Annotated in this window: 13 protein-coding genes; 7 read left to right on the forward strand and 6 right to left on the reverse strand. The window is 71.6% G+C overall.

Annotated elements, in window-relative coordinates; all coding sequences use genetic code 11:
• Window positions 1–23 precede the first annotated feature (23 nt).
• The gene (locus tag ACQEV8_RS05900; protein WP_432957956.1) at window positions 24–1,397 is read left to right on the forward strand and encodes a cryptochrome/photolyase family protein; all 1,374 of its coding nucleotides are present in this window, start codon (window positions 24–26) and stop codon (window positions 1,395–1,397) included.
• Between the two features lie 15 nt (window positions 1,398–1,412).
• Window positions 1,413–2,912 (forward strand): cryptochrome/photolyase family protein, encoded by a 1,500-nt coding sequence (locus ACQEV8_RS05905; RefSeq protein ID WP_432957958.1) that lies wholly within the window; start codon window positions 1,413–1,415, stop codon window positions 2,910–2,912.
• On the opposite strand, the gene ACQEV8_RS05910 is transcribed toward ACQEV8_RS05905, so the two are convergent.
• On the reverse strand, window positions 2,901–3,920 hold the full coding sequence (locus ACQEV8_RS05910; protein ID WP_432957959.1) for a MerR family transcriptional regulator: 1,020 nt from the start codon (window positions 3,918–3,920) through the stop codon (window positions 2,901–2,903). The genes ACQEV8_RS05905 and ACQEV8_RS05910 overlap by 12 nt on opposite strands.
• 113 nt (window positions 3,921–4,033) lie before the next feature.
• On the opposite strand from ACQEV8_RS05910, the gene ACQEV8_RS05915 reads away from it, so the two are divergent.
• Together ACQEV8_RS05915 and ACQEV8_RS05920 are read left to right on the forward strand one after the other, a co-directional pair.
• Window positions 4,034–4,615, forward strand: a complete 582-nt coding sequence (locus ACQEV8_RS05915; protein ID WP_432957961.1) for an RNA polymerase sigma factor — start codon at window positions 4,034–4,036, stop codon at window positions 4,613–4,615.
• Between the two features lie 139 nt (window positions 4,616–4,754).
• Entirely contained in the window at window positions 4,755–5,441 is a 687-nt protein-coding gene (locus ACQEV8_RS05920; RefSeq protein ID WP_432957963.1) for a DUF4397 domain-containing protein, read from the forward strand.
• Here the strand turns inward: ACQEV8_RS05920 and ACQEV8_RS05925 are convergent.
• The 5 genes from ACQEV8_RS05925 to ACQEV8_RS05945 all read right to left on the reverse strand — a co-directional run bounded on the left by ACQEV8_RS05925 (window position 5,425) and on the right by ACQEV8_RS05945 (window position 9,474).
• Window positions 5,425–6,387 carry a DUF6207 family protein gene (locus ACQEV8_RS05925; RefSeq protein ID WP_432957965.1) on the reverse strand — a complete coding sequence of 321 codons (963 nt, stop codon included), beginning with the start codon at window positions 6,385–6,387 and terminating at the stop codon, window positions 5,425–5,427. The two genes, ACQEV8_RS05920 and ACQEV8_RS05925, sit on opposite strands and share 17 nt — an antisense overlap.
• 10 nt (window positions 6,388–6,397) lie before the next feature.
• Window positions 6,398–7,291, reverse strand: a complete 894-nt coding sequence (locus ACQEV8_RS05930) for an XRE family transcriptional regulator (RefSeq protein WP_432957966.1) — start codon at window positions 7,289–7,291, stop codon at window positions 6,398–6,400.
• On the reverse strand, window positions 7,288–7,518 hold the full coding sequence (locus tag ACQEV8_RS05935) for a hypothetical protein (RefSeq protein WP_432957968.1): 231 nt from the start codon (window positions 7,516–7,518) through the stop codon (window positions 7,288–7,290). The genes ACQEV8_RS05930 and ACQEV8_RS05935 overlap by 4 nt, the downstream gene beginning before the upstream one ends.
• 412 nt (window positions 7,519–7,930) lie before the next feature.
• Window positions 7,931–8,572, reverse strand: a complete 642-nt coding sequence (locus ACQEV8_RS05940; RefSeq protein WP_432972458.1) for a DNA alkylation repair protein — start codon at window positions 8,570–8,572, stop codon at window positions 7,931–7,933.
• 110 nt (window positions 8,573–8,682) lie between these two features.
• Window positions 8,683–9,474 carry an MBL fold metallo-hydrolase gene (locus ACQEV8_RS05945; protein ID WP_432957970.1) on the reverse strand — a complete coding sequence of 264 codons (792 nt, stop codon included), beginning with the start codon at window positions 9,472–9,474 and terminating at the stop codon, window positions 8,683–8,685.
• 90 nt (window positions 9,475–9,564) lie between these two features.
• On the opposite strand from ACQEV8_RS05945, the gene ACQEV8_RS05950 reads away from it, so the two are divergent.
• The 3 genes from ACQEV8_RS05950 to ACQEV8_RS05960 all read left to right on the forward strand — a co-directional run bounded on the left by ACQEV8_RS05950 (window position 9,565) and on the right by ACQEV8_RS05960 (window position 12,510).
• Window positions 9,565–10,248, forward strand: coding sequence for a CGNR zinc finger domain-containing protein (locus ACQEV8_RS05950; RefSeq protein ID WP_432957972.1), 684 nt, complete (start codon window positions 9,565–9,567; stop codon window positions 10,246–10,248).
• 40 nt (window positions 10,249–10,288) lie between these two features.
• Window positions 10,289–11,200 (forward strand): LysR family transcriptional regulator, encoded by a 912-nt coding sequence (locus tag ACQEV8_RS05955; RefSeq protein ID WP_432972461.1) that lies wholly within the window; start codon window positions 10,289–10,291, stop codon window positions 11,198–11,200.
• Window positions 11,201–11,343: 143 nt separating this feature from the next.
• Window positions 11,344–12,510, forward strand: coding sequence for a CaiB/BaiF CoA transferase family protein (locus ACQEV8_RS05960; protein WP_432957974.1), 1,167 nt, complete (start codon window positions 11,344–11,346; stop codon window positions 12,508–12,510).
• The last annotated feature ends 75 nt before the right edge of the window (window positions 12,511–12,585 follow it).

Here is a 12,585-nt window from a genome sequence, read left to right on the forward strand (position 1 = left end):
ACGGCACCCTCGGGAGAATCGCCATGACCGTCGCGGTCGTCTTGTTCACCTCGGATCTGCGGGTGCACGACCATCCGCCGCTGCGCGCCGCACTGGCGTGGGCGGACGAGGTGGTGCCTCTCTTCGTCCGCGACCCGGGTGTCCACGCGGCGGGCTTCGACGTGCCCAACCGCAGCGCCTTCCTCGCCGACTGCCTGGCCGACCTCGACGCCTCGCTGCGCCGGTGCGGCGGCCGGCTCGTCGTGCGCAAGGGGCCGGTCGTCCAGGAGGTCTGCGCGGTGGCCGCGCAGTGCGAGGCGACGGAGGTGCACATCGCGGCGGGCGTCACCGGCTACGCCCACCGGCGGGAGGAGCAGTTGCGGGACGCGCTGCGCGGGCAGGGCGTGGCGCTGCACGTGCACGACAGCGTGATCACGGCCGTCGCGCCCGGCGCCGTGACGCCCGCGGGCAACGACCACTTCGCCGTGTTCACCCCCTACTTCCGCCGGTGGTCGCTGGAGCGGCTGAGGGACGTCTGCCCCGCGCCGCGCGTCGTCCGCGTCCCCGACGCCGTGCGGGGCGAGCCGCTGCCCTCCCGGGAGGAGCTGTCCGGCATCTCGCCGGGCCTGCCCAGTGGGGGCGAGACACCCGGGCGCGACCGGTTCGACCGGTGGGCCCGCAGCGGCCTTTCCGAGTACGAGGACCGGCACGACGACCTGGCGGGCGACGCGACCTCCAGGCTCTCGCCGTATCTGCACTTCGGTGCCCTGTCGCCGGTGGAGCTGGTCCAGCGGGCCCGCGAACGCGGCGGACCGGGCGTGGAGGCGTTCGTACGGCAGCTGTGCTGGCGCGACTTCCACCACCAGGTGCTGGCGGCCCGCCCCGACGCCTCCGGTCAGGACTACCGGACGCGGCACGACCGGTGGCGGTCCGAGGACGAGGCAGCCGAGGACATCGCCGCGTGGCGGGAGGGCCGCACCGGCTACCCGGTCGTCGACGCGGCCATGCGCCAGCTGCGCCACGAGGGGTGGATGCACAACCGGGCGCGGCTGCTGGTGGCGAGCTTCCTGGTCAAGACCCTGTACGTGGACTGGCGGATCGGCGCCCGGCACTTCCTGGACCTGCTGGTGGACGGCGACATCGTCAACAACCAGCTCAACTGGCAGTGGGTCGCCGGGACCGGCACCGACACCCGCCCCCACCGCGTCCTCAACCCGGTCGTCCAGGGCAAGCGCTTCGACCCGGCGGGCGGATACGTACGGCGGTGGGTGCCGGAACTGTCGGACGTGCCCGATGCCCGCATCCATGAGCCCTGGCGGCTGCCCGAAGAGGAACGGGCGCGGGTGGACTACCCGCAGCCGCTCATCGATCTCGGTGAGGGCCTGGCACGGTTCAAGCACGCGCGCGGCCGGGACTGACGGCGGGAGCGCCGCATGCACTGGCTCTTCGGTGATCAGCTGGGTCCGCGTTTCCTGCGGCCGTCGGAGGACAGCGGTCTCACCCGGGACACACCGCTGCTGATGATCGAGGCCCGGTCGGTGTTCCGGCGCCGGCGCTTCCACCGTGCCAAGGCGCACCTGGTGCTGTCCGCCATGCGTCACCGGGCTGCCGAACTCGGCGACCGCGTCACCTACATTCGCAGTGGCACCTACCGCGAAGGGCTCGCCCGGGCGGCGCGCGGACGGGCCCTGACCGTTCACCACCCGACCTCGTACGCCGCGCTGCGGCTGGTGCGCTCGCTGCCGCAGGTCACGACGGGCCCGGCGCGCGGATTCCTGGTGCCCATGGACGACTTCGCCGCGTGGGCCGACGGTCAGGGCGGCGGGAGCGTGCGGCAGGAGAGCTTCTACCGCTGGGTCAGGCGCGGACACGACCTGCTGATGGACGGTGACCGGCCCGTGGGAGGCCGGTGGAACCTCGATCACGACAACCGGCAGCCGCCGCCCCGTGACGCGGCCGCCCTGCCGGTCGACCGTCCCTACCGGCCGCGCGAGGACGGCATCGACGAGGAGGTCCGCCACGACCTCGACCGCTGGGAGAAGGACGGCGACGTGCGCTTCGTCGGGCGGGACGGGCCACGCCTGTTCCCCGCGACCCGCGCCGAGGCCCGGGCGGCACTGCGGCGCTTCGTCGAGCGCCGGCTCACCGCGTTCGGCCCGTACGAGGACGCCATGCTCGCCGCCGACCCCGTCATGAGCCACAGCCTGCTGTCGTCCTCGCTCAACCTGGGCCTGCTCGACCCCGCCGAGTGCGTCGAACGGGCCGAAACGGCGTGGCGCGAGGGGCGGGCGCCGTTGAACAGCGTGGAGGGCTTCGTGCGGCAGATCGCCGGCTGGCGCGAGTACGTGTGGCAGCTGTACTGGTACTTCGGCGAGGACTACCGGAACTCCAACGCACTGCGCCACACCGCCCCGTTGCCCAACTGGTGGAACGACCTGGACGCGGACGACGTGGAGGCGCGCTGTCTGCGCACGGTGCTGTCCCAGGTACGCGACACGGGCTGGACCCACCACATCCCCCGGCTGATGATCCTCGGCAGCTACGCGCTCCAGCGGGGCTGGGATCCGGCCGCGGTCACGGACTGGTTCCACCGCTGTTTCGTCGACGGCTACGACTGGGTGATGGTGCCCAATGTCGTCGGCATGTCCCAGTACGCCGACGGCGGCCGGATGACCACCAAGCCGTACACGTCCGGCGGCGCCTATGTGAACCGGATGAGCGACCTGTGCGGCTCGTGCGTCTACCGGCCCGCGGAGCGGACCGGCGCACACGCCTGCCCCTACACCGCGGGCTACTGGTCCTTCCTCGACCGGCACCGCTCCGGGCTGGAGCACAACCACCGCATGGCACAGGCGGTGCGCGGCCTGGACCGGCTCGTCGACCTCGCCGACGTGCGTCGCCAGGAGCGGGCCCGGGGTGACTCACCGCCCTGACACGACCGACTCCAGCACCGCGAGGGCCTCGGCCAGACCGGGAGGATGAGGCAGCCCGGCAAGGGTCTGACCGGCCCAGCCCGGGCCCAGGGTCAGGACGACCGGCTTCCTGCGGGCACCGCGCACCCCCCATTCCATCGCCGCCACGTGCTGAGCCAGCGGCCGGCTGGCCGTGGTGCGGGACTGCGCCCACAGGCCCACCGCGGCCGGGCCGGTCCGGCGCACCGCCGCGACGACCGATTCGACGGGCAGCGCGGCACCGAACATGCGTACCGGCAATCCGCGTTCGGCCAGTGCGGCGGACAGCACCTCCAGCGGCAGGGTGTGGTTCTCCCCCGGTACGCAGGCGAGCACCGTGGTGATGCCGGGGCCGTCGGCGACCACGGGTGGCGCGCTGCGCCTCAGCGCCCCGGAGACGTGCCACGACAGGAAGTGCTCCACCTCTACGTACTTCTCCCCCGAGCTCTCCCACTTGCGGCCGGTCGCCTGCAGGGTCGGCATGATCACCTCGGTCCAGGCGGTGACCAGTCCGTGGTCGGCGATGGCCGCCAGCAGCAGTTCGTCCAGAGCGGCGGCGTCGAGACGCAGGGCGGCACGGGCGATCCCCCTGGACTCCTTGCGCACATCTCCGAGCCGCATGCCGCTCCCTGCCCGGCTGCGGCCGCGGGGCGGCGGTGGCGGTGGCGGTGGCGGTGGCGGTGGCGGGAGATGCACGCGTGTGGCCGGGGCCGCGTCCGGCGGCGTATCACCGAGCGCCATGCGCGCGGCCTCGGCAGGGGGCAGACCGGTGGCCGTCAGGGCGCACATCCGCTCCAGGCGGGCCACGTCCCCGGCGGTCCAGCGCCGGTGCCTGCCGCCGGTGTGCGCGTCGGGACCGATGCCGTAGCGGCGGTCCCAGGAGCGGACCGTGGTGGGCGCCACCCCGAAGCGTCTCGCCACCTCTCCGGTGGTGAGCCCGCCGCGCCGCGGGTCCTCGTCGTGCCGGCTGTCGCCGTCACCTCTGGTCACGGGCCTCACTGTACGACGCACAAACGACGCATGTTGCCTGCGTCGTTTGTGCGTCACAAGACTGGGACGTGTGCGGACGGCCGCACATCGCGCATGGCAGGAGGAACCAGGCCATGACCATCGACACCCGAGAAGAAACCCGGTACGAGGACGAGCTGGCCCATGGCTTCCGTGCCGCCGACGAGGACGCGTTCGCCGCGGTCTACCGGCGCTGGGCGCCCCTGGTCCACACCATGGCCACCCGGTCGCTCGGCGACACGCACGAGGCCGACGACGTCACCCAGCAGGTGTTCCTGGGCGCCTGGCGCGGTCAGGCCGGCTTCCGCCCGGAGCGGGGCCCGCTGGGCGCCTGGCTCGTGGGCATCACCCGGCGCAAGATCGTCGACGCGCTGGCCGCCCGGACCAGACGGCTGGCTCTCGCCGATTCGCTCGCCCACACGGACGACACGCTCGGACGGGACGAGTCGGCGGCAGAGGACGTCCTGGACCGGGTCCTGCTGGTGCACGAGTTGTCCTGTCTGCCATGGCACCAGCGGCACGTGCTGTGCCTGGCCTTCTACGAGGACCTGACCCAGGCCCAGATCGCGGAACGGACCGGAATGCCCCTGGGCACGGTGAAGAGCCACGCCCGCCGCGGCCTGCAGCGGCTGCGCAGGGCGATCGAACCGGGCCAGGTCCGCTGGACGGGCGTCTAGGCGCGTCACCGGGCCCACCGGCGAAAGCCGGACGAAGCCACCGACGAAAGGTGCCGCCCCCGCATCCGCGGCGGTCGCCCTGCGCGAAACGACAGCGAGACCCCGCAACGTGCGGAGCCCATTCGAAGGGATGACCCCCATGACTTCCCGGACCTCTCTCGCTGTCGCCGCGTCGGCCGCCGCCTGCGCCCTGGCCCTGGGCGCCACGGCACCCGCCATGGCGGGTGCCGCCTCTCAGAACGAGGCCATGGTGTCCGTCTTCCACGGCATCCCCGGGATGACCGTCGATGTCTACGCCAATGGCGACGAACTGCTCGGCGACTTCAAGCCCGGCACGGTGACCGATCCGCAGGCCCTCAAAGCCGGGACCTACGACATACAGATCTTCGAAGCGGACCAGAACCCGGACGGCACACCCGCCCTCCAGAAGGAGATCAAGGTGCCCGAGGGCGGTAACGCCACGATCGCCGCCCACCTCACCGCCGCCGGCGAACCCCAGCTGACGGCCTTCACCAACGATGTCGCGCAGGTCGATGACGGCAAGGCACGTCTCACGGTGCGTCACGTCGCCGCAGCCCCGGCGGTCGACGTCCGCGCGAACGGGCAGCCGCTCTTCACCGGACTTGAGAACCCCAAGGAGGACACCGCCGAGGTCGCGGCGGGCACCGTGAGTGCCGATGTCGTGCTCGCCGGCACGGACACCGTGGCCATCGGCCCGGCCGACCTGCCCCTCAAGGACGGGACGGCCAATGTCGTCTACGCCTGGGGCAGCGCCGAGGACAAGAACCTGGCTCTGGCGACACAGACGCTCAGCGCCACGAAGTAGGTTCGGTGGGCCGGCGGTCCAGGAGGTAGCGCAGCCGCACATCACGACGGTCGGCTCCCCTGGCCGTACGGTCCGCGACGGCCGTTTCCCAGCAGGCCGCGAGGGCTTCCCGGAAGAAGCTGGAGGCGGACTCGTCGCGTGCGGCGGTCTCCACCAGGACCCGTTCCGGCTCGTGCGCGGACTCGCCGGAGCGGTCCCCGGCGTCGGCTCGCGGCCTGATGCGGTTGGGCAGACCGGCGGCTTGCGGCTCGGCCTGCCGCACGGACCGGGAGACCGCTGACGTGGCGGCCAGGATGATCTCGAGCTGTTCGGCGAAGTGTGGGCCGGGGAGCGGGATTTCGTAGCCGGGGTTGCGGGCGTATCCGGCGGCGACGGCGTTGGTGACGTAGGACTTGACCGCGGTGAACGCCTCGGTGCGGTCACGTGGGGCGGTCGGGGCCAGTCGGCTGAGGATGCGCAGGACCGTGGGAATGCTGGTGTCGACACCGAGGCCGCTGTCGGCCGGTGCGTCGTCGCCGGCCTGCTTGTGCCACAGGGCGGCCGCCTGCCTGTCGCCGAGCGCGAGGTGATGCAGGTGGAGGCAGTAGGAGGCGGCGGGTTCACCGGCCCCGGCGGCGTACTGCCACCAGAAGCGCGCACCGTCCCGCTCGTCGGCCAGTTGCAGGACGCAGCCCAGGATCCAGGCGCCTCGCGGGGAGGGCAGCTGTTCGGTGACGAAGTCGGCGAGCTGGCCGGGGGTGGAGTGGACGACGACGGCCTCGCACAGGGCCCGCAGGCTCCGGGCGGCGTTGTCGTCGGCCAGGTCGCCCCCGACGACGTCCCACAGCGGGGTGCCGTCCGGGGCGAAGGCCGGGTAGGCGGTGTCCTCGTACGGGACGGTGTCCGACGGCACGTGGGGGTCGTGCAGCAGGAGCGAGCGGGAGAGGAGATCGTCGATGGCGGTCATGGCGGGGTGCTCACTCCCGGTTGTCATGGCGGTGGTAGGTGCCTTCCAGGGCGCCTCGGGCGTGGTGGTCGATGGACTGGGTGATGGCCGTGGACAGGCCGACGACGTCGGGGATGGCGTCGGGGTGGATGCCGCACAGATAGCGCAGGACGGTGACGTCGAGCTGGTTCTGGGGCAGCCGGGCGACGGCGTCGAAGAAGTCTGCGAGCCGGCCGATGCGGGCGAAGCGGGCCGTCAGGTCGTCGATCCGGCTCTGGTCGACGGTCTGGAACGCCGCCGGGCGCAGATCGGGGTGTCCGGCCGGGTGAAGGTGCGCGCGTAACAGGACGCGGGAGCGCAGCAGCCGCCATGCGTGGCGGGGGACGTTGGGGCCGGCGACGGCGTCGTCCCAGCCCAGCCAGAGGATGTCGCTGGCCTCCGAGACGACCCAGTGGGCGCGCCGGTCGCTCTGCAGGAAGGCGCGGGCGTAGGCGGTGTAGGGGTGGCGCATGGCCTCGGTGAAGCCCTGATGTGCGAGCGGGGGCCGTTCCGGCGGCAGCGGCTGGACGGCGTGTATGCGGCTCTCGATCCAGGCGGGGTCCTTGGCCGCCTCACGTGCCGCCGCCGTCCACAGCCGGCGCAGCGGCCAGACGGGGATGTCCAGGGCCCGGACCACGCTGTAGGTGATCTCCCAGCCGGGGTAGTAGCCCTTGCCGCGCAGCAGTTCGCTGATGCGGGCCTTGGAGTAGCCGGAGCGGCCGACGAGGTCGTCGAGCGTGAGCCCAGTGGCGAAGAGCCTGTTGCGCACCGGCTCCAGCCAGGCCCGGTGGGAGGGGCCCACCTGCTCCCCGATCGACTCCGGTTTGCGGCCGCGCCTGCTCGGCGGTTCGCCGTCGGGCTGCTCGTACGCGGAGAAGGGGGTCATCGCACCGACTCCTCGGGCCCGGCCGCTATGGCCGTCGGGGCGGGGTCCACCGGGGTGTGGCGCGGGGACTGCGTGGCGTGGAGGGCGGCGACGATCTGCTGTACGAGCAGTCCGAGCGACGGCAGCAGCGCGGCCACCGCCGCGAGGTGCCCCAGCACGGTCATCACCGTGCTCCACGCGAAGACCGCCACCATCACGACGACGGTCAACACCTGCTTACTGGACATCGCACCTTGTCTCTCAACTCGAGGCGTCCGGAAGGCTCTTCCACGGCGGTGCTGAGGCGCTGCGGAGGAGTTGGACGTCAGCATGGTGTGTCGACCGCCGCACACTCAACGTGATCATGGAGTTACGGAACAATGCCAGCCGGGTGCCCCTGTGTCCGCAGCGCGCCGCACCGAGCCATGTCGGTCACAGGCACGTGCAAAACATGGCGGATCGAACGCTTTTGGAGGCGGAAACGTACTTCTCGTCGCGACACCGGGAGCAAGGCGCACCATGGAACGCGGACGCCTCCCCGGGCGTCGCACCTTCCAGTCCGGAAGGACGAGCGGTCCCTTCGTGCTGAAGAACGACCGGAGGGGACCGCACCGCTCCCGCCCAGACCCCGTGCTGGGCGGGAGCCGCCGGCACACAGCGCTAGCCGCGCTGCCGGCGCACCATCTCGGTGATCCAGACGGGCGCGAACGGGGATGTGCAGCCGGGGGACGTCGGATAGTCCTTGAGCACCTCCAGGCGTTCGCCGATGCCGATGGCACGGCTGCGGCACTCCGCGCGCTCGATCCCGATCTGGGCCAGGCAGTGGTTCATCGCCCACTGCAAGCGGTCCGGGGCGTCCTTCATCTCCGCCTCGATGGCGTCGAGCAGTCCCGCGAGGTCGAGGCCCTCGGGCTTCTTCGCCACGCGTTCGGCGGTCAGCGCCCAGCCGGCGCTCGCGACCACGGGATCCGGATCGGCGAACCAGGCCAGGCGCAGCTCCTCGGAGTGCGGGCTCTTCTTCACCACGTAGTTCACGAGCCAGTCGTGCACCTTGGGGATGCGCGCCTCGCGCAGCATGACGTCCAGTTCAGCACGCTCGAACGCCTTCGGGCGGCAGATCAGGATCGCCAGCAGTCTCGCCGCGGTGTCATCCGTCTCCCAGAGCCGGACCGCGAGTTCCTGCTGTGTCTTCAGCCGTTTCGCGAGCGCGCGCAGCTTGCCGAGGTTCACACCGTGATCGTCACCGTGCCTCTCGTTCACCGCGCGCGCCTTCGGGTCCTCGAGCGCGGCCAGCTCGGCCATCACCTCGGCGACCGTCGCCCCGGGCTGCGTCGTCTCGGCCACCTCGGCCTCCCGTCCCTCGCGAGCGGCATTCACCCTACGACGGAATCCGGCTGCCGCGGTGCCCGCGATCAGCCCGAGTGCCCCCAGTCCAGTCGGTCGGCCAGCCCCGCGGCGGTGAAGGCGGCCTGGAGTTCGTCGCGGCCCTCGGTGAAGTGGGTCCAGCTGTCGTAGTGGACGGGAACGACCCGGCGGGCGCCGAGGATCCGCGTGGCTTCGGCGGCTTGGGCGCTGTCCAGCACGAGGGTGCCTCCGTCGAACAGGCCGGCGAAGCGGGGTGCGCCCGCGAAGAGGACGGCAGCGTCCACCGGTCCGAGACGCTCGGCGATCTCCCTGACCGCGTCGAGGGAGGCGTTGTCACCGCTGACGTACACGGTGGGCAGTCCGTCTCCGGTCAGGACGAATCCGACGACCTGTCCGGTGATCGCCTCGGTCTCCTCGCGCGGACCGGGGCCGTGGATGGCGGGGACGCCGGTCACGGTGACCGTGCCGCCGTCGGGGCGGTCCAGCTCGACCGGTTCCCAGTCGGCCAGCCCCCTGGCCTTGCCGCCGAGCCGCTTGCCGCCACCGGGGGTGGTGAGGGTCAGCGGTACCTCGGCGAGCAGGGCCCGGCCGGCGCGGTCGAGGTTGTCGGCGTGCTCGTCGTGAGACAGCAGGACCACGTCGACGGGGCCGAGTTCGGCCGGGCTGCCGGAGGCAGGGGCGGTCTTGGTCAGGCCCGGGCCGCCCGGCTCCGGGTAGTCGCCGGGAGCGTCGAAGGTGGGGTCGGTCAGGAACCGCAGGCCGCCGTACTCGAAGAGAGCGGTCGGGCCGCCGAAGACGCGGACGGGGAACTGCTCACGGGTCGTCACTGAAGGAGCCACAGAAGAAACACCTCACGGATGGAGTCGGTTTATCCGTGAGAGACCGTAGCACGCCTCTCACGGATACGGGCACGCCGTACCATGAGATCCATGGATGTGAACGCCGCCGCCGGATTCGCCGAACCAGCCGTGCCCCCCGCGCCGGGCGAGGAGCAGCACCTGGCCCTCGCCTTCGCCAACAGCGCCATCGCCTCGCCCGGCGGAAGGATCACCGACTTCCTCGGCACACCGGGGCAGGCGAATCAGTGGCTGGCGGACCGCGGTCTCGCCCCCGTGGACGCGGGCCTCCGGGAGATGTGCACGGCACAACTGCGGTCGCTGCGCGAACAGATCAGGTCGTTGCTCGCCTCCCGCGTCGAGGCGCTGCCGGCCCTGCCCGCCGCCCTGTCGGCCGTCAACGACGCCATGACCAAGGTGCCCACCGCCTCGCTGCTCCAGTGGGACGAGAAGAACGGCCCGTACCGCGCGCCCCCGCACCCGACCACCGAGATCGTCGACCACGCCCTGGCGACCCTGGCCGCCGACGCGGCCGACCTGCTCACCGGCCCCGACGCCGAGCGCCTCACCGCCTGCGACTCCCCGCCCTGCGGCCGCTATCTGCTGCGCCACGGCCGCCGCCACTGGTGCTCGACCCGCTGCGGCGACCGCGCACGCGCGGCCCGCGCCTACGCACGCCGGACCCGGGCCGGGGGCGCAGGTGCAGGCGAAGGCGGGGGCGGGTCCGGGGCCGGGGCCGGGGCTTCCACGCTCGGGACGCACCCGGGGGGTGGGTGAGGCCCCGTCATCCGGATGTGCGGTCGCTAGGGTGGGCCGTGTGGAGCTCCTACACCTGCGCTACTTCGTCGCCGTCGCCCAAGAACTGAACTTCTCCACCGCGGCCCGCAAACTGCACATGGCGGCTTCCCCGCTGAGCCGGCGGATCAAGGATCTCGAGAGCGAACTCGGGCACCGGCTGTTCGACCGCGACACGCACAAGGTGAGGCTCACCGCCGCCGGTACCGCGCTGCTGCCGATCGCGCGCGGTGTTCTGGAGCAGGTCGATTCCATCCGGTGGCGACTGGACGAGACGGCCCGGCCACGACGGACCACCTTGCTGCTCGGTGTCCCCAGCGGCATCCATCCGGACCTGCGCGAACGGATGGACACCCTCGCCGAACGGGTCGGCGACCGGTTCGAGATCAAACGCTGGCCGGGCGGCACCGACCGGCTGGTCGACGCGGTGTGCGACGGACGGCTCGCGCTGACACTGGCCCGGCTCCCGGTCGGCGGCGACCCCGCCCTGGAACAGCTGCCGGTGATGTCGGAGCGGCTCGGCGCGGTCGTGCCCAGGGATTGTTTCCCGGGGCGGGAGTCGGTCGCGCTCGCGGAGCTGGCCGAACTCGCCTACGCCGGCTCACCCACGGCCGTGACCAACGCGTATCTCCGCGGACTCGACCAGCAACTGTCCGATCTCGGCATCAAGAAGCGAATCGAACTCAGCAGCGTCACCTTCGACGGAGTTTCCGAGATAGTGGCCAGCGGGCTGGCATTCTCCATTTCCATGCTGGATTCCAGAAGCCCGGTACAGAATTACCGTCTGGATAATGTGACGGTCCTCCCCTTCTCTGATTTCCATCCGACACTGGAGACCGGCCTGTTCTGGCGCAAGGACCGAGCTGATGGCGGTGACCTGGAAGAAGTCGTCGCCACCGCCCGCGAAGTATTCGCCGAACCTCTGCACGCCTGAATTCCAGGAACACCTCCCGAAAAGGCGGTATGACCACTGCGGTCATACCGCCTTTCGTTCTTTGGTCATTCCGTTCGAGACCCACCCTTGCTAACTTAGTTTCCAGATACACACATGCGGCGAAGCTAGGAGTGAAGGTAACGATGACGGAAATCACGGACACCACCGCCGGCCCCCTGGACGGCGTGCGCGTGATCGACCTCTCGACCGTGGTGATGGGCCCGTACGCCGCCCAGATCCTCGGTGACCTGGGCGCCGACGTGATCAAGATCGAGTCGCCCGCCGACACCGTGCGCGTGGGCCACTACCGCACCACGCCGGGCATGACCCCGCTGAACCTCAACGTCAACCGCAACAAGCGGAGCGTGACCCTCAACCTCAAGGACGAGACCGACCGGGAGCGCGCGCTCGAACTGGTCGACACCGCGGACGTGCTGATCACGAACATGCGGCCCGGCGCGCTGCACCGCCTGGGTCTGTCGTACGCCGAAGTCGCCGCCCGCAACCCGCGGCTCGTGTACGCGCACGCGCAGGGCTTCCGCGGCGACTCGGACCGCGCCGGTCACGCCGCCTACGACGAGACCGTGCAGGCCGCGTCCGGTCTGGTCGACATCGCCGACCGCGCCCTGGGCGAGCCCGTCTACCTGCCGACCATCATCGGCGACAAGGTCTCCTCCCTGACCATCGCCTACAGCGTGCTCGCGGCCCTGCTGCACCGCGACAGGACCGGCCGGGGCCAGCAGGTCGAGATCCCGATGACGGACACGCTGATCGCCTTCAACCTCGTCGAGCACCTGGCGGGACACACCCACGTGCCCGAGACCAGCCCCACCGGCTTCCCGCTGTCGATGCTCAAGGGCCACAAGGCGGTGCGCACCAAGGACGGCCTGGCCTGTGTCATCCCGTACAACCCGCGTAACTACCGTGACTTCTTCTCGGCCGCCGGGCGCCCGGACCTCGCCGAGGACCCGCGCGTCGGCGGGGACGCCATCGACAGCGCCGACCACGAGGAACTCGCCGAGCTGATCGGCGTGTGCGCCCCGGCGCTGACCACCGAGGAGTGGGCGGAGGTCTGCGCCAAGCACAGCATCCCGATGGCCCCGGTGCTGGAGCTGGAGAACGCCCACGAGGACCCCTACGTCCGTGACGGCCACCTGCTCGACACCGTGGAGCACCCGACCGAGGGCACCGTCCGCACCATCGGCATCCCGGTGCGCTTCTCCGCGACCCCCGGCTCGATCCGCCGGCTGGCGCCGGTCGCGGGCCAGGACACCGAGGACGTCCTCGCGGAACTCGACGCCGCCCGCTGAGCGCCGCCGCCCTCCCCCCCCATCTCGCCGTCGGGGAGCGGCCCGTGCTCCCCGACGGCCGTCACAGAAGGACAG

The organism is Streptomyces sp. CA-179760, assembly GCF_050937045.1.
In the GTDB taxonomy this organism is placed as follows: Bacteria; Actinomycetota; Actinomycetes; order Streptomycetales; family Streptomycetaceae; genus Streptomyces.

Excerpts from the sequence above, each read along its gene's own strand:
- ACQEV8_RS05900 (WP_432957956.1), top strand. The coding sequence starts at position 24 with ATGACCGTCGCGGTCGTCTTGTTCACCTCGGATCTGCGGGTGCACGAC.
- ACQEV8_RS05905 (WP_432957958.1), top strand. The coding sequence starts at position 1,413 with ATGCACTGGCTCTTCGGTGATCAGCTGGGTCCGCGTTTCCTGCGGCCG.
- ACQEV8_RS05915 (WP_432957961.1), top strand. The coding sequence starts at position 4,034 with ATGACCATCGACACCCGAGAAGAAACCCGGTACGAGGACGAGCTGGCC.
- ACQEV8_RS05920 (WP_432957963.1), top strand. The coding sequence starts at position 4,755 with ATGACTTCCCGGACCTCTCTCGCTGTCGCCGCGTCGGCCGCCGCCTGC.
- ACQEV8_RS05925 (WP_432957965.1), bottom strand. The coding sequence starts at position 6,387 with ATGACCGCCATCGACGATCTCCTCTCCCGCTCGCTCCTGCTGCACGAC.
- ACQEV8_RS05930 (WP_432957966.1), bottom strand. The coding sequence starts at position 7,291 with ATGACCCCCTTCTCCGCGTACGAGCAGCCCGACGGCGAACCGCCGAGC.
- ACQEV8_RS05935 (WP_432957968.1), bottom strand. The coding sequence starts at position 7,518 with ATGTCCAGTAAGCAGGTGTTGACCGTCGTCGTGATGGTGGCGGTCTTC.
- ACQEV8_RS05940 (WP_432972458.1), bottom strand. The coding sequence starts at position 8,572 with ATGGCCGAGCTGGCCGCGCTCGAGGACCCGAAGGCGCGCGCGGTGAAC.
- ACQEV8_RS05950 (WP_432957972.1), top strand. The coding sequence starts at position 9,565 with ATGGATGTGAACGCCGCCGCCGGATTCGCCGAACCAGCCGTGCCCCCC.
- ACQEV8_RS05960 (WP_432957974.1), top strand. The coding sequence starts at position 11,344 with ATGACGGAAATCACGGACACCACCGCCGGCCCCCTGGACGGCGTGCGC.